Source organism: Roseibium sp. MMSF_3247, assembly GCF_030733765.1.
Taxonomy (GTDB): Bacteria; Pseudomonadota; Alphaproteobacteria; order Rhizobiales; family Stappiaceae; genus Roseibium.
Genome location: NZ_JASHII010000001.1, coordinates 49,702 through 72,497, shown reverse-complemented (window position 1 = coordinate 72,497; position 22,796 = coordinate 49,702). Strand labels below are relative to the sequence as shown.

Annotated in this window: 16 protein-coding genes; 6 read left to right on the top strand and 10 right to left on the bottom strand. The window is 57.4% G+C overall.

All coding sequences use genetic code 11. From position 1 onward, the window contains the following. Position 1: 1 nt before the first annotated feature. From xylB to xylF, 4 genes are all read right to left on the bottom strand, one after another. Positions 2-1,453, bottom strand: coding sequence for a xylulokinase (gene xylB / locus RBB44_RS00300; protein ID WP_306147934.1), 1,452 nt, complete (start codon positions 1,451-1,453; stop codon positions 2-4). Between the two features lie 143 nt (positions 1,454-1,596). After that, positions 1,597-2,364, bottom strand: a complete 768-nt coding sequence (locus tag RBB44_RS00295; RefSeq protein ID WP_008197073.1) for an ATP-binding cassette domain-containing protein — start codon at positions 2,362-2,364, stop codon at positions 1,597-1,599. 23 nt (positions 2,365-2,387) lie between these two features. Beyond that, complete coding sequence (locus tag RBB44_RS00290; protein ID WP_209180837.1) at positions 2,388-3,677, bottom strand: sugar ABC transporter permease; 1,290 nt, start codon at positions 3,675-3,677, stop codon at positions 2,388-2,390. A 128-nt stretch (positions 3,678-3,805) separates the two neighbouring features. Then, entirely contained in the window at positions 3,806-4,837 is a 1,032-nt protein-coding gene (gene xylF, locus RBB44_RS00285; protein ID WP_055673696.1) for a D-xylose ABC transporter substrate-binding protein, read from the bottom strand. Positions 4,838-5,105: 268 nt separating this feature from the next. On the opposite strand from xylF, the gene RBB44_RS00280 reads away from it, so the two are divergent. From RBB44_RS00280 to RBB44_RS00270, 3 genes are read left to right on the top strand one after another with little or no spacing between them, the layout of a single operon-like run. Continuing rightward, a complete protein-coding gene (locus tag RBB44_RS00280; protein WP_306147933.1) occupies positions 5,106-6,347 on the top strand; it encodes an ROK family protein in 1,242 nt (413 codons plus the stop codon). Next, positions 6,344-7,768 (top strand): di-heme oxidoredictase family protein, encoded by a 1,425-nt coding sequence (locus RBB44_RS00275; protein ID WP_306147932.1) that lies wholly within the window; start codon positions 6,344-6,346, stop codon positions 7,766-7,768. The genes RBB44_RS00280 and RBB44_RS00275 overlap by 4 nt, the downstream gene beginning before the upstream one ends. Then, the gene (locus tag RBB44_RS00270; RefSeq protein ID WP_306147931.1) at positions 7,765-9,426 is read left to right on the top strand and encodes a CRTAC1 family protein; all 1,662 of its coding nucleotides are present in this window, start codon (positions 7,765-7,767) and stop codon (positions 9,424-9,426) included. Before RBB44_RS00275 ends, RBB44_RS00270 begins: the two co-directional genes overlap by 4 nt. A gap of 7 nt (positions 9,427-9,433) precedes the next feature. On the opposite strand, the gene RBB44_RS00265 is transcribed toward RBB44_RS00270, so the two are convergent. Next, positions 9,434-9,979 carry a GNAT family N-acetyltransferase gene (locus RBB44_RS00265; RefSeq protein ID WP_306147930.1) on the bottom strand — a complete coding sequence of 182 codons (546 nt, stop codon included), beginning with the start codon at positions 9,977-9,979 and terminating at the stop codon, positions 9,434-9,436. Between the two features lie 301 nt (positions 9,980-10,280). Here RBB44_RS00265 and RBB44_RS00260 point away from each other — a divergent pair, with 301 nt between their 5' ends. Continuing rightward, the gene (locus RBB44_RS00260; RefSeq protein ID WP_306147929.1) at positions 10,281-11,627 is read left to right on the top strand and encodes an NAD(P)-dependent oxidoreductase; all 1,347 of its coding nucleotides are present in this window, start codon (positions 10,281-10,283) and stop codon (positions 11,625-11,627) included. 19 nt (positions 11,628-11,646) lie between these two features. Further along, entirely contained in the window at positions 11,647-12,960 is a 1,314-nt protein-coding gene (gene preA / locus RBB44_RS00255; protein WP_133949467.1) for an NAD-dependent dihydropyrimidine dehydrogenase subunit PreA, read from the top strand. Between the two features lie 57 nt (positions 12,961-13,017). On the opposite strand, the gene RBB44_RS00250 is transcribed toward preA, so the two are convergent. The 3 genes from RBB44_RS00250 to RBB44_RS00240 are packed head-to-tail and all read right to left on the bottom strand — an operon-like array spanning position 13,018 to position 17,440. Further along, entirely contained in the window at positions 13,018-13,893 is an 876-nt protein-coding gene (locus tag RBB44_RS00250) for a DmsC/YnfH family molybdoenzyme membrane anchor subunit (RefSeq protein ID WP_306147928.1), read from the bottom strand. Then, the gene (locus RBB44_RS00245; protein ID WP_306147927.1) at positions 13,893-14,639 is read right to left on the bottom strand and encodes a 4Fe-4S dicluster domain-containing protein; all 747 of its coding nucleotides are present in this window, start codon (positions 14,637-14,639) and stop codon (positions 13,893-13,895) included. The genes RBB44_RS00250 and RBB44_RS00245 overlap by 1 nt, the downstream gene beginning before the upstream one ends. Next, positions 14,636-17,440 carry a molybdopterin oxidoreductase family protein gene (locus RBB44_RS00240; protein ID WP_306148334.1) on the bottom strand — a complete coding sequence of 935 codons (2,805 nt, stop codon included), beginning with the start codon at positions 17,438-17,440 and terminating at the stop codon, positions 14,636-14,638. Before RBB44_RS00240 ends, RBB44_RS00245 begins: the two co-directional genes overlap by 4 nt. A 286-nt stretch (positions 17,441-17,726) precedes the next feature. Here RBB44_RS00240 and RBB44_RS00235 point away from each other — a divergent pair, with 286 nt between their 5' ends. Beyond that, positions 17,727-19,223 carry a BCCT family transporter gene (locus RBB44_RS00235; RefSeq protein WP_306147926.1) on the top strand — a complete coding sequence of 499 codons (1,497 nt, stop codon included), beginning with the start codon at positions 17,727-17,729 and terminating at the stop codon, positions 19,221-19,223. Between the two features lie 124 nt (positions 19,224-19,347). Here the strand turns inward: RBB44_RS00235 and RBB44_RS00230 are convergent, their stop codons facing one another. After that, positions 19,348-21,606 carry a bifunctional diguanylate cyclase/phosphodiesterase gene (locus RBB44_RS00230; protein ID WP_306147925.1) on the bottom strand — a complete coding sequence of 753 codons (2,259 nt, stop codon included), beginning with the start codon at positions 21,604-21,606 and terminating at the stop codon, positions 19,348-19,350. Between the two features lie 140 nt (positions 21,607-21,746). Next, entirely contained in the window at positions 21,747-22,736 is a 990-nt protein-coding gene (locus RBB44_RS00225) for an ABC transporter substrate-binding protein (RefSeq protein WP_133949476.1), read from the bottom strand. Positions 22,737-22,796: the final 60 nt, after the last annotated feature.

Here is a 22,796-nt window from a genome sequence, read left to right as displayed (position 1 = left end):
CTTAAAAACCGGCCTGCTTGAATGCCGGATACAGTTTTTGCCAGCGCTGATAAGCATCGGCATAAGCGGGAATAAGGGTTGGGTTGGGATCAATGGTTGTTCGAAGCGCGGGCTTGCTGAAGACACCCTCGGTGGAACCGAGAGCCGCAGCTTGACCCAGGCGCGCAGCCCCAAGAGAGGCCCCGAAGTCGCCGTCGATTGGGACATCAATCGGCACTTCCAAGAGGCTCGCGATGATCTCCAGCCAGACCTCAGATCTGGACCCGCCGCCAACAGCCAGCAGACGGTCAACTTTCGTGCCGGCAGCGGTCAACGCAACGAGGCAGTCTTTCAAGGCAAAGGCCACCCCATCCAAAACGGCATGGGTCAGCTCAGCATCGCCCGTCTCGTGGGAAATCCCGGCGAACCCTGCCCGGATCGCCACGTCATTGTGGGGCGTCCGCTCGCCGCCGAGATACGGAAGGAAAGACACATCTGACGGCCCAGCCGCGCTCCCAAGCGCCGCCGTCAACTCCCCCGGGGTTTTCTTCAGCCGGCTTGCCAGCCAGTTGAGACTGTCGGTCGCCGACAGGATCACGCCCATCTGGTGCCAGGTGTTTGGCACGGCATGACAAAAGGCATGGACAGCATTTTCCACATTGGGCGAGAAGCGATCATTGGTGACAAAAAGCACCCCGGACGTGCCAAGCGAGACAAACCCGGAGCCCGGCTCCACCGCTCCGACCCCGCAGGCGGATGCGGCGTTGTCGCCACCGCCGCCGGCAACAACCGGAGCCTTGTCAAATCCCCAGCGGGCACACAAATCCGGCGTCACTTCACCTGAGACGTCCGACCCTTCCACGAGGCGCGGCATGTTTTGGCGGGTTAAACCTGTGGCGGCCAGGAGATCGTCGCTCCAGTCACGTTTGGCAACGTCCATCCAGAGTGTTCCGGCGCTGTCGGACATGTCCCCTGCATAGATCCCGGTGAGTTTAAAACGCACATAGTCCTTGGGCAGCAGAACCATGGCCGTCTTTACAAAGACTTCCGGCTCGTTCTCACGCACCCACTGCAACTTTGGGGCCGTGAAACCCGGCATCGCTCGGTTGCCGCCAAGGCTCAGGAACTTCGGTTCTACCGCTTCAAGATCCGCACATTGTTTTGCGGACCGCCCGTCATTCCACAAGATGCAAGGCCTCAAGGGCTTGCCGTCTGCATCCAGCAGCGTCGCCCCATGCATGTGACCGGACAATCCGATGCCTCTCACGACGGCCATCTTTGAAGGCACTTGCAGCTTCAAACTGTCGAGGACCGTTTCGCAGGCGGTCCACCAGCTCTCCGGATCCTGTTCGGACCAGCCTGGGTGCGGACGCTCGACTGTCAACTCCGCCGTTGCGGACGCCACAAGGACTTGATTTTCATCGAGCAAGATCGCTTTGACCGAACTGGTACCAATATCAAGGCCAATAAACATGAGGTGCGTTCCTCATTTTGGTTTCAAAAGAATGCCGAAACCTCAACCTTGAGGCCCGGCATTGGCAAATCGTCCGAACTGACCCAAACAATGATTGCGGTCAATTCGAGGGATGGCCCGCACCATGGCGCGGGCCAAAAAGTCTATCCGACGACCGTGTCGTCAACAATCGCGCCAGGTCCAGGTGTCGCACCGGGAGGGCACTTGCCCAGGATGATCATGCCGAGGACATCATCATCGGTGACATCACCAGTCTTGGCTGTCCCGACCAGCTGACCGTTCTTCATGACGGCAATCCGGTCACATAGCTGAAAGACATCGTGGATGTCGTGGCTGATCAGGAAGATACCGAGGCCCTGCTTCTTCAGCTCCTGAATGAGCTCGGCCACCATCTGGGTTTCATGCACCCCGAGCGCCGCCGTCGGCTCATCCATGATCAGGATCTTGGCGTTGAAGTAGACGGCCCGGGCAATCGCAACGGACTGACGTTGACCACCAGACAAGGCTTTCACCGGCGCATGGAACTTTTTGAAGTTCGGGTTGAGACGGCCCATGATCTTGCGGGTTTCCGCCTCCATGGCATCGTCGTCGACGAACCCGAGTGGCGACGTCAGCTCCCGGCCTAGAAACAGGTTCGACGCGGCATCGAGATTGTCTGCCAGCGCAAGCGTCTGGTAGATGGTCTCAATGTTTTGAGCCCGCGCATCACGCGGCGAATGAATATGGACTTCATTGCCATTGATGCGGATCTCACCGCTGTCGGCCTTGTAGGCCCCGGACAGGATTTTGATCAGTGTCGACTTGCCGGCACCATTGTGGCCCAGAAGACCGACCACTTCACCGGGAAAAAGATCAACGGAGACATGGTCCACTGCGCGCACCCCGCCAAAGGAGATGCACATGTCTTTCATTTCTACGAGAGGGGCGGTCATTGTTACTCTCCCGTGCGCTTGCGGTAGATGATGTCGACCAGAACGGCGAGCACAAGCACCGTACCGACAACAATATTCTGAAGCGGGGCATCGACACCAACCATCGCCATGCCCGATTGCAGTGACTGCATGATCAAGGCACCGAGAATTGCGCCGTAGATCGTACCGACACCACCGGCCAGCGCCGTTCCGCCGATAACCGCGGCCGCAATGACGCGAAGTTCGTCAAGCGTGCCGATATCGTTGGTGGAGAACCCAAGGCGGGCTGCGGCAACGGCTGCAGCGAGAGCACTGAGGCCGCCCATGATGGCAAACACTTTGACCGTCAGGAACCGTGTGTTGATGCCGGAGAGTTCCGCTGCATCCGGATTGCCGCCGGTCGCAAAGATGTAGCGGCCGAGCCGCGTGCGGCGCGCAACAACAGTCATGACCACAGCCACAACAATCAGAAGAACGACGGAATACGGAATGCCATAGCCCATGGTCAGGCCTTCCGGCAGTGTTTCTCCAGATGCCTCAAACATACGACGCAACCGGGCTTTCGGAATGTCGTAAGCGTTCAGGATTGCAACAAACCCGAGAATGGCAGCGGTCGTGATTACGCCCATGGTGACTTCCGCCCAGACCGGTTTGACCGGGAACCCATGCGAGGACTTGCGGCGGCGCGAAGCGATCTGAAGCCAGAGGGCGGCCGCAACGGCCAGAATGCCGAAGATCCAGGACCCGGTTTCGCCCATTGTCCCGCCGATACCACCGATCATCGTGAAGGTGTCGTCGAGCGGCCCGATCGTTTGACCGGAGGTAATGAACCAGGCAACGTTCCGCCAGACGAGAAGCCCGCCAAGGGTGACGATAAAGGCCGGAATGCCTAGGTAGCCGATCATCCAGCCCTGGAAACCGCCGATGATCACCCCGACGGCAACACCGGACAGGATGGCCAACACCCAAATTACCGGGTGTCCGAGCCCCATGAATTGCGGCAAGATATCCGTCTGGACCACTGCCATCACGGCCGCCACGGTGGCAAGCACCGAGCCAACCGACAAGTCGATGTGGCGTGTGACGATGACGAAGACCATGCCTGTTGCCATGATCGCAACGGAGACGGTCTGGATCGTCAGGTTGAAGATGTTGCGCGGGGTCAGGAACCGGCCTTCGGTGAACACATTGAACACTAGGCACAGCACGATGAACGCGCCAATCATGCCCAAAAGGCGCGTATCCAGCTGCAACGCGGTAAAGAAGTTTCGTGCCGTCGGGCTCTTAGAGCCGGACAGTGCCGTATCGGACATTGCGGTTACTCCTGCTTGGAGACCATTTGCTTTTTCAAAAGCCGGGTGGCCAGCCCATGGGGACTGACCTTTCCGGCGCCCCGATCATGCGGTCCGGGCTCATAGCCCGGACCGTTTCGTTATTTTTCTTAGTTACAAGGAGCCGGGCCGTTTTCGACGCCCTGGCACAGATCGTCCTTGGAGATCCAGCCGGCATCAACAACAGCAGTCAGGTTGTCCTTGGTGATCGGCATCGGAGCCAGGAACTTCGCAGTCAGCTCGGTGCCGCCTGGTGAAGTCCAGCTGCTTGCGCCGTCCACCGAAGACATCTCACCGCCGTTGGCGAGCGCAACGGCGATTTCACCGGCTGCCTTGCCAAGATCCCGTGCATCTTTCCAAACAGACACGGTCTGCGTACCGCGCGCAACGCGGTTCAGGGCAGCATGATCGCCATCCTGACCGGAAACCGGTGTGCCTTCCATGCCTTGTGCGGTCAAAGCAGCAACTGCGCCACCAGCGGTACCGTCGTTGGACGCGACCACCGCATCAACGTTGTTGTCGTTGGCGGTCAGAATCTGCTCCATGTTGCGCTGAGCGTTCGCCGGCAACCAGCCATCAGTGTAGGCTTCACCAACAATCTTGATGTCACCGCTGTCAATTGCTGCCTGAAGAACTTCCTGCTGACCACCGCGCAGGAAGTCTGCGTTCGGATCGGTCGGGGAGCCCTTGATCATCACGTAGTTGCCCTTCGGCTGCACCGCCAGAACGGCAGCTGCCTGCATACGGCCAACTTCAACGTTGTCGAAGGTCAGGTAAAATGCCCGCGGATCCTCGATCAAACGGTCGTAACCGACAACCGGAATGCCTTCATCAGCTGCAGCCTGAACCGCCGGGCCAATTGCCTGTGCGTCCTGGGCGAGGATGATCAAAGCGTTTGCGCCCTGCGCGATCAATGCCTCAACGTCGGAGAGCTGCTTGGCAGATGAGCTCTGAGCGTCAGCGGAGATGTATTTCGCGCCCGCAGCGTCCAGCGCGGACTTGATCGCGGCTTCATCAGTTTTCCAACGCTCTTCCTGGAAATTGGACCAGCTGACACCGACCACGATGTCTTCAGCGTGGGCAGCGGTCAGAGCAGTTGCGGACACAAGGGCGCCCGCCAGCAATGTGGTGAACTTGCGCATCGTTATCATTCCTCCCATCGGTGCCGCATGATGTCGAAGCGCAGCACCTGAAACACGTTTGTTTGTGGCCGGACCGGATCCGGTAAAAAATGGGACAGCCTTATTGTTATTTTTTTTGGACCCCGAAAAAAAGTTGCTCTAAAGCGCGGCTCCTGTCAACATGGTTTTGCGAAACTTTGACTTCGAAGAGAGGACTTCGAAGAAAAAATCGCCAAAAAGCCCGGAAAACGCGGCGTAAGAAAATGATTTGGGAGCGAGCGCAAACATCATGACACGCAAGGCGGACCGGGATCAGATCCGGCGGCAGAATAGAAGCATTGTTCTACAGGCACTTCGGCGGAATGGTCCAACAGCCCGGATTGATCTGGGCAAAATAACACGGCTGAGCCCAGCCACCGTCACAGCAATCACCTCTGATCTGCTCGATCAGAAACTGATCATCAGCGTGGAGAGCGATGAACCGAAATCGCATCAGGCCCGTGGGCGTCCGCGAACGCTTTTGCGGCTCAATCCTGAAGCCGCCTACACGGTCTGTATCCGCCTCTCCGTGAACACGATGGATCTCTCGCTCGTTGATTTTGCCGGCACAATCGCAGCGAGCTTGAGAACGCAGTACGACAGCGCCACCGCCGATGCAGACAGTTTTCCTCCGGTCCTGATTGCTGCCATCCGCCAATTCATTGCAGATGCTGGCATCTCCGAGGCGCAAGTCCAGGAAATTGGTGTGGCAGCACAAGGCGTTGTGGAAACCGAAGCGGGCCTGGTCGCCTGGAGCCCGGCATTTTCGGGCCGCAAGATACCGGTGGTTGCCCCCTTGCATCAGGCCTTTGGCGCAGACTGCTATATTTCCAACGATACCAATATGATCACCGAGGCCCTGCACTGGTCGGATCCGGAGCGCTACAGCGGGACGTTCACGGTGATCATGCTCGATTATGGCGTTGGTATGGGCCTTTACCTCGACAACCATTTGTTTTCCGGTGCCAGCGGCACAGCTGCGGAATTCGGGCATGCCAATCACATTCCGGACGGCGCTTTGTGCCGTTGCGGAAAGAAAGGGTGCCTTGAAGCCTATCTTTCCGATTATGCGCTGGTGCGATCCGCATCACAGCTGCCCGAAGATACCGAACCGGCGGATATTAAGGCGGGCGTCGAAGGTCTTGAAAAACTGATTGAAACTGCGGACGCAGGCGATGAAAACGCCCGAAAGGCATTTCACCAGGCAGGGCGCGTTCTCGGATACGGGCTCGCCAGAGTGATTGCTCTGATCGACCCGAAACGCATCGTGCTGACAGGCGCTGCGATGCGGGCCTACACGTTCATGGAAAAAGGCGTGTGGGAAGGCTTGAAAGATGCGCTTGTCGAGGACTTGCGCAACAACTTCACACTTGATGTGATGCCTTGGAACGAAGACTTCATCAGGACAGGTCTGGTGGCCCAATCGATGGAACGGCTCGATATGGATTTTCTGGGAGCGCAAGTGAAAGCGCCGAGGCGGGAAGCTTCATGACCCGGCGCAATTTTCTCCTGATCGGCATTGCGGCTCTGGCGGCTTTCCCCGTACACGGGCTCGCTGATGAAACGCTGCCCCCGTGGAGCGAACGAACCATCCTGGAAGATGTGGATCTGAACGCTCTGGCGAAGTCCGGAAAAGATCCAATACCTGTGCTGCAGCCGCTTGGCGAAACGCTTTTCGAAGCAAAGTTCACCAGCCTCGACGGAGCCGGCCGGCCGGATGCCACCGGTGCCATCGTGCCAACGAAAGTCCGGCGGCAGTCTCATTTGACTTTTCAGCGGCTGGCTGGTCCGGACGCCAACGCTTGCGCTTCTTGCCATAATGAACCGGTCATGGGCGGTGCAGGATCCTTTGCCGTCAATGTCTTCGTGTCCGAAGGTTTTGAAAGTGCAGACTTCGACACGATCGACCCGCAGTTTTCGAACGAGCGCAACACCAACGCCTTGCAGGGCGCGGGCCTGATCGAGTTGCTCGCCCGGGAAATGACAACAGATCTACGCGCCCAGCGCAGCGCAGTCCTTCAAGACGCCAGGACAACCGGATCCACTGCTACCACGGACCTAGAGACCAAAGGAATTTCGTTTGGGCGCCTCACCGCACATCCGGACGGAACTCTCGATGTGTCTGAATTGGACGGAATCGACGACGATCTAACTCTCCGGCCCTTCGGTCAAAAAGGTGTCTTTGCGTCGCTGCGCCAATTCACCGTCAATGCGATGAATGATCATCACGGCATTCAGGCTGATGAACGATTCGGTGCCCGCTGGACCGGGACAGATGATTTCGATGCAGACGGGTTCGCCCACGAATTCAGCGATGGGCAAATCTCGGCCCTTGTTGCCTGGCAGGCAACCCTGCCACCGCCTGGCAGAAAACAGGACATGCCGGAAATCTGGGAAAAAGCCGCTGCACGAGGTGAACTAATCTTTGACGAGATCGGCTGCACCTCCTGCCATGTCCCGGCCTTGCCACTCGACAGTCTTGTCTTTCAAGATCCTGGTCCATTCGACACAGCAGGCACCTTGCGTCAAAGCGATGTGGACCAGCCGCTCGCCCTCGATCTTGCAACACTGGAGTGGGTGAAAACCCTGCCAAGGGATGACAGCGGGCGCGTTCTGGTCCCGCTCTTCGGCGACCTGAAACGCCACAAGATCGCTGACCCGGCCAATGACACACTCGGCAACGAGCTCCTGGCGCAGCGGTTTGTGGCACGGGATGTCTTCATCACGGCGGAACTCTGGGGGATCGGAAGCACGGCCCCTTATGGGCATCGCGGCGACCTGACGACCTTGAACGAGGTGATCCTTGCGCATGGCGGGGACGCCTCCGATAGCCGCAAGGCCTATGCCAGTCTCGATGAAGGTGGCCGCCAGTCCATCATCGCCTTCCTGCGCAGTCTGGAGATCTCCCAATGATTTTTAGACGGTCCAGACTGCTAGTCTGCATAGCAGGCATTTGTACGGGTCTAACAAGCGCGGCCTTGGCAAACGGTCAGACCTCGCTCGCCCCTATCCCCTCTTTTGTCGAAGAAGCCGCAAATGCTGGCATTACGCACACCTACGACGGGGCCTGGGAGTATTTCGTCGGCGGCGGGGTTGCAATTTTTGACTGCAACGGCGACCGCCGTCCCGACATGTTTCTGGCGGGCGGCAAAAACCCGGCCAAGCTTTACCGCAACCAAAGCCTCACGGGCGGAAAACTCAATTTCGAAACGATTTCGAATTACGGGCCAAACGACAAGCAGCTCTCCAAGGTGCTCGGCGCCTATCCGCTGGATGTCGATAACGATGACATTCTTGATCTTGTTCTCTTGAGACTGGGTGAAAACCTGATCCTGAAAGGCACGGGCGACTGCACCTTCGACGTTGCAAACCGCGCGCTCGGCTTCGACGGTGGACGGGAATGGACAACAGCCTTTTCGGCAACCTTTGAGGACGGCAACGCCTATCCGACCCTTGCCTTCGGGAACTATGTCGATCGTTCCGCGCCCGGCTCGCCCTGGGGGACATGCCACGACAACTTTCTGTTCCGGCCGGAAGTATCTGCGGACGGCGGCGTCAGCTACCCGGAGCCGATCCGCTTGTCACCCGGATATTGCAGCCTCTCGATCTTGTTTACAGACTGGAACCGTTCGGGCGAGCCGTCCCTGCGCGTTTCCAATGACCGGCATTACTATCGCGGCGGCCAGGAACAGCTCTGGGCTGTTCCGCCGGGCAGGCCGCCACGCCCTTACCGCAAGACGGACGGTTGGCAGCATTTGAAAATCTGGGGAATGGGCATCGCCTCCATCGATCTAAATGTCGATGGCTTCCCGGAATATGCGCTAACCAGCATGGGCGACACCAAGCTTCAACAACTGGATGACGAGGCGGACGAAACCGTCCCCGTCTACCAGGACATCGCCTTTGATCTTGGTGTGACAGCACACCGTCCATACACCGGCGATGATTTGAAGCCTTCAACCGGCTGGCATTCGGAGTTCCAGGACGTCAACAATGACGGGCTCTGGGATCTCTTTATCGCCAAGGGCAATGTCGAGGCGATGCCCGACTTTGCCGCGTTCGACCCAGACAACCTCCTGCTGGGCCAATGGAACGGCAAGTTCTCCGAGACCGGAAAAGTCTCTGGCATCGCGCTTGACCGGCGTGGCCGGGGAGCGGGTCTTGCAGATTTCAACTCCGACGGTCTTTTAGATCTCGTGGTGGTGAACCGGTCCGCGCCGGTCAGCCTGTTCCGCAATGCCGGGGCTGGCTCCACTGATAAGCCTCGCCCGCTCGGCAACTGGCTCTCAATTGACGTCCGCCAGCCCGGCACGACGAATAGCCGCGCCGTCGGCGCAAAAATAAGCGTTAAAACGGGCAATCGAACCGTCGTCAAAGACATAGAAGTCGGTGCGGGGCATGCCTCCGGACAACTCGGATTTGTTCATTTTGGCCTCGGCGTTGCCGAACGGGCAAATGTGCGAATCAAATGGCCGGACGGCGATTGGAGCCACAGTTACCGCGTTTTCGCGAACTCCCACGTCATCATAGACCGGGGCGCGGAAAGGGCACGCTTCTGGTATCCGGAGTGAACCTCGTTTAGCGGGCCGGGCGGCGCCGTCGGTAGAGTATACGGTTCATGCTCTCAACATGGCGCTCCGGCTGAAACCCGACCTTCTGCAACAGTTTCTGGGATGCTACATTTTCCAGGTGCGCAAACGCCGACACCAGAGGCAATTCAATCTTGATGTCGGCGACCTCAAGCGCTGCCAACGACAGTTCCACGCCGTATCCCTGGCCCCAAACTTTGGGATGAAAGAAAAACGCGAGCTCCGGCCCCCATCCGGGGTCGAACGGATCATCATACAGTCCACCCCAACCGATAATTTCCGGCTCTCCCTTTACCCGGAATGTCCAAGGAGCAAATCCGTCCCGCCGGCGGCGCCACTCATGGACCGCAATCCGCTTTCGGCATGACGCCAGATCCTTGTCGATTTGGGTGAATTGCATTGCCCACGGATCCCCAAGAAAACCGTAGAACTCAGGTACCTCGGAAAGTCTGGGTCTCGTGAGCAGCAATCGGTCAGTCTCGACATTCCCGCTCAAGGGTATTTTCCTCTCACCATGACTCCACCTGACCGCCATGCGGTGTGTTTTTCGATCCGCAAAACTGCCGCAAATCGGCATATCTGATTGAAAACACTCCAGCCGAACCGGCTTGTTTGGCACTATTTTGCCCTATGGCGCAAATTTAATCACGCCCAAAATATAAACTAAACCACTGATGTTTCAGTAATATTATTGCTGAGTTTTTGCCTCCAGTTTTTAATTGTTCTAAAAATATTTGACTAACTGTTCAAATTTTTGCCCAATACCCCAACGAGCAGCCTCAAAAGAACGAAGGATGCCGTTCCCAAAAACGATCGCCAACCTTCCGGAGATCTTCATGACCCAGACCAAAGCCGGCCCCGATATTGCCGCCGGACGCTTGCCTCAGGAAGCTTACGCTGAAAACTTCAGCGATCTGCATCCGCTGCTGGAACCGCACGAGGCACAGGTCGAGGCAGACCGGTGCTACTTCTGTTACGACGCACCTTGCATGCAAGCGTGCCCGACCAGCATCGACATTCCGCAATTCATCCGCCAGATCTCAACGGGCAATCCGACCGGATCGGCGAAGACCATTTTTGACCAGAACATTCTCGGCGGCATGTGCGCCCGGGTTTGCCCAACGGAAACCTTGTGCGAACAGGTGTGTGTGCGCGAAGTCGCAGAAGGCAAGCCGGTTCAGATCGGTCAGCTCCAGCGCTATGCCACTGATCACTACATGGCCGAAAATGAAACGCAGCCGTATCAACGGGCGGCCAGCACTGGCAAAAAAGTTGCCGTGGTCGGCGCCGGCCCGGCTGGTCTTGCCTGTGCGCACCGCCTCGCCATGCACGGTCATGATGTGACCCTGTTCGACGCGCGCGAAAAGGCAGGCGGTCTGAACGAATTTGGAATTGCATCCTACAAATCCGTCGACAATTTTGCGGCCCGTGAAGTCGAGTTTGTTCTCTCGATCGGCGGCATCGAACTCAAGACCGGCTCCCGCCTTGGCGACAATCTGGACCTCGCCGATCTGCGCGCGTCCTACGATGCCGTGTTCCTCGGCATTGGCCTCGGCGGCGTGAACGCGCTTGGCCTTGACGGTGAAGACAAGGGCGGCTCTCTGGATGCTGTCGACTACATCGCCAACCTGCGCCAGGCTGACGATCTTGGAAAACTTCCTGTTGGCCGGCGGGTGGTCGTTATCGGCGGCGGCATGACCGCGGTCGATATCGCAGTTCAGACCAAGCTGCTCGGTGCCGATGATGTCACCATTGCCTATCGGCGCGGTCAGGATCGCATGAACGCATCCGAATATGAGCAACACCTTGCGCAGACCAATGGCGTCAAGATCATGACTTGGGCACAGCCCAAGGCACTTGTGGCTGCAAACGGCTCGGTTACGGGGATTGAACTGGAACGGACACAGGATCAAGATGGATCCCTAGCCGGAACCGGTGAAATCGTAACACTCGAAGCTGATATGGTCTTCAAGGCCATCGGCCAGACACTGGTGGATACGGATCTCGGTGGCGCCCTGACCCTCGATAAGGGCCGGATTGTGGTGGACGCGGACCGCAAGACCAGCCTCGATGATGTGTGGGCGGGCGGCGACTGCGTTGCTGGCGGCGAAGACCTTACGGTCGCAGCCGTCGAAGACGGTAAGATCGCCGCAGAAGCCATCAACGCCGCGCTGAGCGCCTGAACGGCCGAGGGAGAAACACATGGCTGATCTGACGACAAATTTTATCGGCATCAAGTCGCCGAACCCGTTCTGGCTGGCCTCCGCGCCACCGACGGACAAGGAATACAACGTTGTCCGCGCCTTCAAGGCAGGCTGGGGCGGCGTTGTCTGGAAAACGCTTGGCGATGGCGACCCGGTCGTCAACGTCAACGGGCCGCGCTACGGAGCCATTCACGGCAAGGACCGGCAACTGATCGGGCTCAACAACATCGAGCTGATCACCGACCGCCCACTGGAGGTCAACCTTCGGGAGATCAAACAGGTCAAACGTGATTGGCCAGACCGTGCGCTGGTTGTGTCGCTGATGGTTCCCTGCGAAGAGCAGAACTGGATCGATATCCTCAAGGCAGTTGAAGACACCGAGGCAGACGGTGTGGAACTCAACTTCGGCTGTCCGCACGGCATGAGCGAACGCGGCATGGGATCCGCTGTAGGTCAGGTGCCGGAATACATCGAGATGGTCACGCGGTGGGTGAAAAAGCACTCCCGCATGCCCTGTATCGTCAAGCTGACGCCGAACATCACCGACATCCGTAAACCGGCGCAGGCCGCAAAAGCGGGCGGTGCGGACGCGGTTTCCCTGATCAACACGATCAACTCCATCGTTAGCGTCGATCTAGATGCCATGTCACCGGCCCCCATGGTCGACGGCAAGGGCGCTCATGGCGGTTATTGCGGCCCGGCCGTGAAACCGATTGCGCTCAACATGGTGGCCGAAATCGCCCGCGACCCGGAAACACACGGCCTGCCGATTTCCGGCATTGGCGGCGTGACCACTTGGCGCGATGCGGCGGAGTTCATGGCGCTTGGTGCCGGGTCCGTGCAGGTCTGTACAGCCGCTATGACCTACGGCTTCAAGGTGGTTGAGGACATGATTGAGGGCCTCAGCGACTGGATGGATGAAAAGGGCTATACGTCGGTTGATCAGGTCGTCGGCCGGGCGGTTCCGAACGCCTCAGACTGGCAGCATCTGAACCTCAACTACATTGCCAAGGCGAAGATCGACCAGGATCTCTGCATCCAGTGCGGCCGTTGCCACATTGCTTGTGAGGACACGTCCCACCAGGCAATCACCAACATGGTGGATGGCGCGCGCAAGTTCGAGGTGATCGACGAGGAATGCGTCGGCTGTAACCTTTGCGTCAACGTTTGCCCGGTTGAGAACTGCATCACCATGGAGCAGATGGCCCCCGGCACCATTGATCCGCGCACCAACAAGGTGGTCGAGGAGAAATACGCCAACTGGACAACCCATCCGAACAACCCGATGGCGGTGCCCGAAGCTGCGGAATAACTCCGACTACAGTGTCAGAAAATCAACGCAGGCAAGGCTTCCTTGCCTGCGTTTTTGTTACCGCTTGCCGTAATAAAGCCCGACGACATGTTCCGCTTCGGCGAAGAACAACCAGCGCGAGGCAAACGTTCCGATTAGGAAGGCAATTCCTGCAACAGCGACAACCGACAGGCTGGCAGGCAACAGGGCGATCAGTACGATCGGCAGCACGCAATTGAGCGCAAATGCGATGATCCGCAGCTTCTGCGCATGCTTCCGGCCAACCGTGAACACCATCTCCTTCAGAAGATAATTCGTGCCGGTATGAGGCGGCTCAAACAGGCGCACCTTGCCGCGCTCGCCAAGTCCGGTCGCGGTCTCCATCGTGTGTCCGCGTTCGGAAAAACGGCGGTCTCCGAAGATCCAGTAAAGGCTCTGAACCAACCCGGCAATTGCAAGCAGTAGAACGGCGCCGAAACCCTGTCCGGCGAGGATAGCGCCACCCGCCAGGGATAGGGACACAAGATGCAAAGGTGTCAGCCAATGGTTCCAACGCGGCACGGTGGCGAGCTGCGCATAGATCATCGCGGTGGCATACACTGTTGCAACACAAAGCAATGCACCAGTCACGCCAATCGGCGCCAGCGTTATGTCGAAGAAAACGGCTGCAAAGCCGTGAATCCCCATGAAGACAAGCGCAAGCACGGACAGCCAGGCCTCACGCGACAGCCAGCTTGATCGCCACTGGGTGAAGGCCAGAAGACTGCGCTGCGGATTGCCAAGGTGAAAGGTTGCCGAAAGCAGCCCGCCGACTGCGAGCGCAAAGCCGATCAGATAAGCGAAAAACGCTGTCCAGCCGGTGACCGCCGGAAGACCAAGACCCAGCCAGGCCAGGAATCCGAATCCGAGCCCGGACAACACCGTGAAAATGATGACTGAGGGAGCAGGATGCATCAGAGCGCCTCCAATGCTTTGTCGAGCCAGCGCAAAAAGCCCTTTGGCGTTTCGGCAACTGGCTGCATCGTGTCCGAACCGGCCGATACTTCCGCGAGCTTATCCTTCGGTCGCGGGGGAAGATACTTGTTCACCGGCTTGGTTCCCTGTTCGGGCATCAAATCGAACCCACCGCGCTCGGCAACAAGGCGGGACACATCGCTGTCCGGATCGCCGAGATCCCCGAAATGCCGGGCGCCAGCGGGACAGGTTCTGACACAGGCCGGCACTCGGTCCACTTCTTCCAGGTTCTCGTTGTAGATCCGATCAACGCAAAGGGTGCATTTCTTCATCACACCTTCGGCCTGATCGAGTTCCCGGGCCCCATAAGGACACGCCCAGGCACACAGGCCACAGCCAATGCAGGCATCTTCATTGACCAGAACAATCCCATCTTCACGGCGTTTGTAGCTTGCGCCGGTCGGGCATACGGTGACGCACGGCGCATCATCGCAATGCAGGCACGACTTCGGAAAATGGATCGTCTGCGCTGCCCCATTCTCCGGTTGAACCTCGAAGGAATGGATGCGGTTGAGGAAAGACCCGACCGGGTCCTTGCCGTAAGCATCCATGTCACTCAGAGGTGCGCCATAGTTTTCCGTATTCCAACCCTTGCACGCGGTCACGCAGGCATGACAGCCGACGCAGGTGTCGAGATCGATAACGAGACCGAGCTTCTTGTCTGTGGTTTCCGGCAACTGGGTCATGAGCGCACCTGCTGTCGAACGGTATTCGGGCCTGTTCCAACCGGGGACTTGATGGGATCAAAAGCCGGTTGGCTTTCCGGGGGCGGCTCCGCACGCTCGATCCGTACCCGCAGATCGAACCAGGCAGCTTGTCCGGTAATCGGATCGGAGTTTGACCACCTGAGGCCATCGCCTTTAGGCGGCAACAGCTCGTGGATCAGATGATTGAGCAAGAAGCCTTTGGTTGCCTCCGGCGCATCCCCATCCAGCGCCCAAGCGCCTTTTCGTTTGCCGATGGCGTTCCATGTCCACACGGTGTTTTCATTGAGCGCTGCCATGTGAGCAACCGGCACAACAATCTCCCCATGGGGCGAGGTTACCTTTGCCCAATCACCTTCTGAGAAGCCATTTTCTTCCCAAATCCGGGTCGGCACATACAGCGGGTTCCGGCCGTGGATCTGCCGGAGCCAGGCATTCTGACTGCCCCAGGAATGATACATCGCCATTGGCCGCTGGGTAAGCGCATGAACCGGATAGGCGTCTGGGTCCGCAATGGTATCGCTGAGTGGTGGATACCAAACTGGGAGCGGGTCGAAGGCTTGCCTGACTTGATCTCTCAAACGATCGGGCGGTTGCCGGTCACCGCGCCCTTCTGCGGCCAGCTGGAACCGGCGCATGGGCTCGGAATAGATCTCAAAGAGATAGGGCTGCGGGCTGTCGAACAGACCCAGATTCACCGCCCAGTCCTGATAGGCCGCATTCCAGGGCTTATAAAACGCCGCTTCCTCCGGGATATGTTCGACGAAGAAACTGCCGTTTTCAATGTAGCGGTCCAACTGGGCCGGGTTCACCTCACCGCGGCCAGCTTGCTCGCCATTCCCACGGAAACCAGCGAGCGGGCCGATCCCCGGCCGGCGCTCGTGATTGACGATGTAGTCGGCATAGTCTGCATATTTGGCGCTGCCATCCTCATTGACGAAACCGGGCAGGCCAAGCCGTGCTCCGAGATCCACAAGGACGGATTGGAAGCCCCGGACATCGCGGTCCGGCTCAATCACCGGCCAGCGGATCGCATCGGCTGCCGCATCCGCTTCGCAGATCGGCCGGTCCAGCAGGCTGATGCAGTCGTGACGCTCCAGATACGTGGTGTCCGGCAGGATCAGATCCGCATAAGCGACCATTTCCGAGGAATAGGCGTCCGAATAGATGATCTTCGGGATCACATAGTCGCCGTTCTCATCTTTATCCGTCAGCATCTCCATGACACCACGGGTGTTCATGGAGGAGTTCCAGGACATGTTCGCCATGTAAAGGAACAGCGTGTCGATCTTGTAAGGATCGCCCGCATGGGCGTTGGAGATGACCATGTGCATAAGGCCATGAGCCGACATCGGGTTTTCCCAGGAAAACGCCTTGTCGATGCGTGCCGGCGTGCCATCGTCTTTCAACGCCAGATCGTTCGGGCCGCGGACGAAGCCAAGATGCGGGCCATCCAGCGGACAATCCGGCTGGGTCTTGCAATGGGGCGTCGGGTGCGCCGTGACCGGCTTCGGGTACGGCGGCTTGAACCGGAAACCACCCGGAACCTCGACCGTTCCAAGCAGGATCTGCAGCACATGCAGCGCCCGGCAGGTCTGGAACCCATTGGAGTGCGCAGAAACCCCGCGCATGGCGTGAAAACTCACCGGCCGTCCCGGCATGGTCTGATGGGTTTCCCCGCGGAAATCGGTCCAAGGTTGGTCGATCTCGAATGCTTCTTCGAACGCCACGCGTGCAAGCTCTGCGGCAACAGCCCGGATCTTGCCGGCAGTTACGCCGCAGGCTTCGGCGACCGCCTCCGGGGCGTAGGCATCATCCAGATAGCGCTCCGCCAGATGCTGAAAGACGGTCCTGCAGGACACGCCATCTGCGTCATATTCTGCACCGAGATCCGGTCGGACACCTTTCTGGTCGAATGGTGCCGGTTTTCCGGTCACCCGGTCGATCACAAGGGACTTGCCGTCAGCATCTTTCAGCAGCAATCCGTGGTCGTCAGACCCTGGATTGTCGATCACCAAACAGGGCGCATTTGTGAAGCCTGCCAGATAGTCTAGATCGATATGTCCAGTTCTCAAAAGCACATGGCAGAGAGACAAAATGAACAGTCCATCCGTGCCCGGAGTGATTCCAACCCACTCATCGGCAATGGCGTTGTAGCCGGACCGGACCGGGTTCACACCGATGACCTTACCGCCCCGCGCCTTCAGTTTGCCGAGGCCCATCTTGATCGGATTGGAATCGTGATCCTCGGCCACACCGAACAGCATGAAGAGCTTCGTGCGATCCCAATCCGGCTGCCCAAATTCCCAAAAGGCGCCACCGATCGTGTAGATACCGCCGGCTGCCATGTTGACCGAACAAAAGCCGCCATGAGCGGCATAGTTGGGGGTACCGAAGTTCTGCGCCCAGAAACTGGTGAAGCTCTGGGATTGGTCGCGACCGGTGAAAAATGCCAGCTTTTCAGGAGCGGCCTTGCGGATCGGCTCCAGCCAGGAAACGGCTGTTTTCAGCGCTTCTTCCCAGCTGATTTCCTCAAATTCACCCGACCCGCGCGGGCCTGATCTCCTGAGCGGTTTGCGCAATCTGGACGGTGCAGTGACCTGCATGATCCCGGATGCGCCCTTGGCGCAGAGCACGCCCTTGTTCACCGGATGATCCCGATTGCCCTCGATGTATGCGACTTTCCCGTCCTTTAAATGGACGTTGATCCCACATCGGCAGGCACACATGTAACAGGTGGTTTTTCGTATTTCATCGGAGACAGCCGGAGACGTCTCCACCATCGGTTGACTATGATTGAGCACATCCCCTCCCAAGGCGTCTCTAGAAATCGCATCCTGCCAAACTGCGCCACAGCGAAATCTGAGTTTCATTTGGACGTTTTTATGAGTACGGCTTTCCAACTGAAGACTTGAGTTGGCTTGGCGTCAAGAGGGGCAGAACACTTCTGCGGCTGAAGTGAGCCTCAGTTTTTTCTTCGCGCAATTAGAATACTCGGGCGCGCTTCTGACGGCCTAGGCATGGATCACAAGATGGGCTAGCGTTCGCAAATTCTGTCTGGAGGCCCCATTGGATTCAAACCGCCTGCTTCTCACGTGTTCCATTGGCCTTTGTGCCGTCGTCGGCTTGTGGGGTGTCATCGACCCGGAAGGCCTACAGGCTATCGCGCGCGAGATCGTTGATCAGTACTTCATTAGCCGCGGCTGGTTCGTGATGCTGTCTGTCACGATCATGCTGCTGTTCTGTCTTGGTCTGACCTTCAGCCGTTTTGGCGACATCCGCCTCGGTGCCGATGATGACCGGCCGGAATACTCAACACCGACCTGGATCGCCATGCTGTTTGCCGCCGGTATGGGTGTCGGACTGTTGTTTTGGGCGGTGGCGGAGCCCCTGACTCATTTTGCGTTCTTGAAAGACAAGACGTCGGTCCCGGAAGCTGCCGATTTCGCGCTGCTGGCAACGAACTTTAACTGGGGCATTCATGCCTGGGCGATTTATGGCACGACGGCGCTGGCGATTGCTTATTTCAGCTTCCGGCGGGGCACGCCGATGCTGGTCAGTGCGCCTATCAAAAGCCTGTTCCCGGGCGAGAAGTGGGCCAATCTTGTTGGCTGGTTTTCAGACTTCATGGCAATTGCTGCAATCGCGATCGGGGTTGGTGGATCGGTTGCAATGGGTGTATTTCAGGTTGCCGATGGCGTATCGGTGCTTGCTGGCACCCAGACGGCGGCGCCGTGGCTTGTCGGCTTGATTTTTGTTGTCATGGTCATTGCATATATTCCGCCCCTGATGGTCGATCTCAGTACCGGCATGGCAAAGCTTTCTAACATCGCCATGAGCCTTGCGATCGCCCTAGTCGCTTACACAGTTATCATGGGCCCGAGCGAATTCTTGATGAATTCGGTGATTGGCGGTATCGGCATGTACATTGCCGATGTCATCCCCGCCGGCTTCCGCACCTTTACCTTTTACGGTGACGAGATCGGCCGGTGGTTTCAGGACTGGACACTCACCTACATGGTTTGGTGGATCGCTTGGGGTCCGTTCGTCGGGGTCTTTGTTGCGCGGATTTCCAAGGGCCGCACGATCCGTGAATTTGTTCTCGGCGTCCTGATCGGCCCGACCCTGTTCTCCACGATCTGGTTTGGCGCTTTTGGCGGAGTTGGTATCTTTGAGACCATCAACGGCAAGGGCGAGTTACTGGCTTTGACACAGACCAACGTAGAGCGCATGACGTTCGCACTCCTCGATCGCCTGCCCTTGGCCACCTTGACCACATTGGCAACCATTCTGGCGGCCTTCCTCTTCATTGTGACGAGCGTGGTGAGTGCAGCCTTTGTCCTCGGCATGTTTTCAACCGGCGGAAATCAAAACCCGAGCACAAAGATCAAGGTTATCTGGGGCGGATTGCTGGGCATACTCGGGGCAGCGATGATCCTCTCGGGATCCATGTCGGCCGTGAGGACACTTATCGCCCTCGGTGCGTTGCCTTTCGTGTTTATAACGATGCTGCTGCTGGTTTGCCTGATAAAAGCGCTCATCCTCGATAATCCCAAGGAGGCTTGAAAATGCTTATCGGTGATCCCGTCGATACACTCATGAACCTGGGGACCTTTGCGTTTATCGGCTTCCTCGCCTGGATCCTGATGCGCAAAACGCCGAAAAGCTAAACACTTGAATACGGAATGCGTCAGCTGGCGCGTTTCAAACCGCTTTCGGCCAACGGCGCCGGCCGGTCGAACAGATAGCCTTGTAGATATTCGCAGCCCGCATTGACCAGAAACTCCCGCTGTTCTTGGGTTTCAACACCTTCGCCAATGGTTTTCATTCCCATCACCTTCGCAATGCCGAGGAGCGTGCGGACCAGCATGTCGTTTTCTTCGCTGATGCCAATGCGCGCCACAAAGCTTCGGTCGATCTTCATCGTGTTGAAGGGGTATTTGTGCAGGTAACTCAAGCTGGAATACCCGGTTCCGAAATCGTCAATCGCCAGGCCGATGTTCATGTCACGGAGCTCTGCGAACACCTTCTGGGTGCATTGGTCCTCCTCCAGCACCAGGTCTTCCGTGATCTCAAGCAGCAATTGGTCAGCAGACAAACCATAGGTCATCAGAAGGTCAGCCACATGCTCGGCAAACCCTTCTTTCTGAAACTGGCTTGAGCTCACGTTGACAGAAACACCGGTTCCGCCCCAATTGCTGGCGTCGCGGATCGCCCGCTCCAACACCCAATTGTCGATTTCGGATGTAAACCCAGCTTCCTTGGCAATGGGCAAAAACAACCCTGGAGAAACAAGCCCGCGTTCGGGATGGCGCCAGCGAATAAGAGCTTCAGCGTGTGCCCGTTCGCCCGTCTCGGACACCACGATCGACTGATAAAACAATTCAAACTGATCGTCCTGAAGGGCAGTCGCCAGCTCACTGCGAAGCTGTCGGCGTTCGCAGCGCTCCTCATCCATCCTATTGTCAAACAGCCTGTAAGACCGTTTGCCTTCGGCTTTACACCTTTGAAGAGCAACATCAGCGGATCGAATGATGTCGAGTATACCTCGGCCATGGTCCGGAAACCGCGCGATCCCTGCACTGCAGGATGCATCGATCAGGCGTCCTTCAAACTCAATTGGTTCGATCAGGTCATCAAACAATCCAACCAGATTGCTCGGGAAGTGGTCTTCCCCGACCCGGCCTTCTACCAGAATAACAAATTCGTCGCCACCGATCCGGCCGATCAGCGCATCCGGCCCAAGACACTTTCGTATCCGGACGGCTTGGCTCATGATCAGCCAATCTCCAGCCATATGCCCATGAATGTCGTTGACTTCTTTCAAGTTATCCAGGTCCAGATAAACAAGACTGGCGCCGTTTATGCGCACATCTTCGGATGACAAGCGCTTGCCGGCTTCCTTGTAAAATTGGGCACGTGTGGTGAACCCGGTCATGGAATCATGAGACGCTGCCCGACGCGCTTCCTGCTCCTGCACCGCCAGTTCACTTTTGGCCTGTGTGATCTGACGTAAAGCCGCCAGAACCATGATCAAAATGGTTCCAAGAGATAAAAACAGCACCGGGATCGAAGACACGATAACCCCGGTTGCACGGCTGATCGGATTCCAAACAAGCAGAGCCACACTCGAACCCGCTGCATTCTTCAACGGAATTCCGATCATCCCTTCTGGAACTTCATCCAACAACTCAAGTTGTTCGACAGGCAGGATGGACAGCAACTCAGCCAGTCTGCGGTCGTTCAGCTTGAAAACGGATATCAGGATGTAGGGCTCCTGATAGACCATCGGAATACCGCCAGGATCGGGGACGATCGCAAAAGCGGTTACAAGACTTGGAATGCCGTTAATCCGGAAGACATCCGATCCATTCAGATCAGCCAAATCACCGACGAACAGTATATCTCCAGCTTCATTCGCGCTGAGCCCGGCGAGATAATTGTCACGTATCATCTGCAACGCATTAGCAAAGTCACTGCTCAGGATATGCTGAAACACCGGTTGCGCCGGTTCGCCTGACCGGCTGGCAGAAAATGTCAGGCCATCATTCGGCTCTATCAGCCCGGAAAAGTCGGGGGAAAAGTCGCCGGCCATATCGACGCCAAACCGGTCTGATATCCAGTTCGCATCTGGTTTGGAAACAACATTGATATAAGCGGCATTGGAGGCAGCGTACCGCTCCATCTCGTCGACAAGCGATTGCTGGTAGCTGTCAAAAATCCGAGAAACCGCCATGACTTCACGCTGCGCGGTTTCCTTTTCGGCGATCCAGACCTTGATGAAGACTGCGCCGAAAACAACCAACACGATCGTGAATAAAACAGGCACGACGGCGACTGGCGCGACAAATAGCGTATTTATTCCAATGCGTCTTTTTACGATGCCTTCTCGGTTTTCACTTCCGTCATCATAGATCGTTTCGTCATTTTTATCGTCAATAATACCCATATTCTATCCAGATCTGGACGATATGAAGTAGTGTTTAAAGGTAATTCTCTAATTTTCTCTCAATACGTGTAAAACAACGAAAAAGCCGGAGCGGATGAACCGCCCCGACTTCAGAACTATTTGAGCGACAGATGCTTCGCTTAGAGCTTGTCTGTCACTGCCGTTGAGGTCGCGCCCTCCGGCTCCTTGGTAATAACCGGATCAGACCCACCGGAAAGGAGAGACTTCACGGTCCGCTCATAGGCGGCCATGTCCAACTTGCCGTCAGACCCATCGACCAGCTTGTTGATCTCGCCAACCATCCGGATCTGATGCTTTTCAGTCTGAGCACCGGTGGCGTCGTTTTCCAGAACGATTTCAGCTGCCTCTTCCGGATTTTCGGCAGCATACGCCCAGCCCTTCATAGAGGCTTTTACAAAGCGCGCCAGCTTGTCGACCATTGCCGGGTCTTCCAGGCTGGACTCCAGGACATAGAGGCCATCTTCAAGGGTCGCGACGCCCTGGTCTTCATATTTGAAAACCACCAGCTCTTCCGCCGGGATGCCCGCGTCGATGACCTGCCAATACTCGTTGTAAGTCATCGTGGAAATGCAGTCGGCCTGCTTCTGTAGCAACGGATCCACATTGAAGCCCTGCTTGAGAACCGTCACGCCACCGTCACTGCCGTCCGTCGGAATGCCAAGCTGGCTCATCCAGGACAGGAACGGATATTCATTGCCGAAGAACCACACGCCAAGCGTCTTGCCGCGGAAGTCCTCCGGAGAAGAGATTCCGGTTTCCTTCCGGCATGTCAGCATCATCCCGGACTTCTGGAATGGCTGGGCGATGTTAACGAGCGGCACGCCCTTTTCGCGCGACGCCAAAGCGGACGGCATCCAGTCGATGATGACATCTGCGCCACCACCGGCGATCACCTGTGGCGGCGCAATGTCCGGACCGCCCGGTTTGATTGTGACATCCAGGTCCTCCTCTTCGTAGAAGCCTTTGTCTTTAGCGACGTAGTAACCTGCAAACTGGCCTTGCGTAACCCATTTCAACTGAAGCGTCAGCTCGTCGGCAGCCTGAGCACCGGTCGCAAACAGACCAGCGCCAAGGACCGAAGCCAGTGCCAGACTTTTGAGTGCCTTCATTGCCATTCCCCTATTGGTTATGGGCGTGCCTTGCTGGCTCCGCCCGTCTCTGGAAGTCAA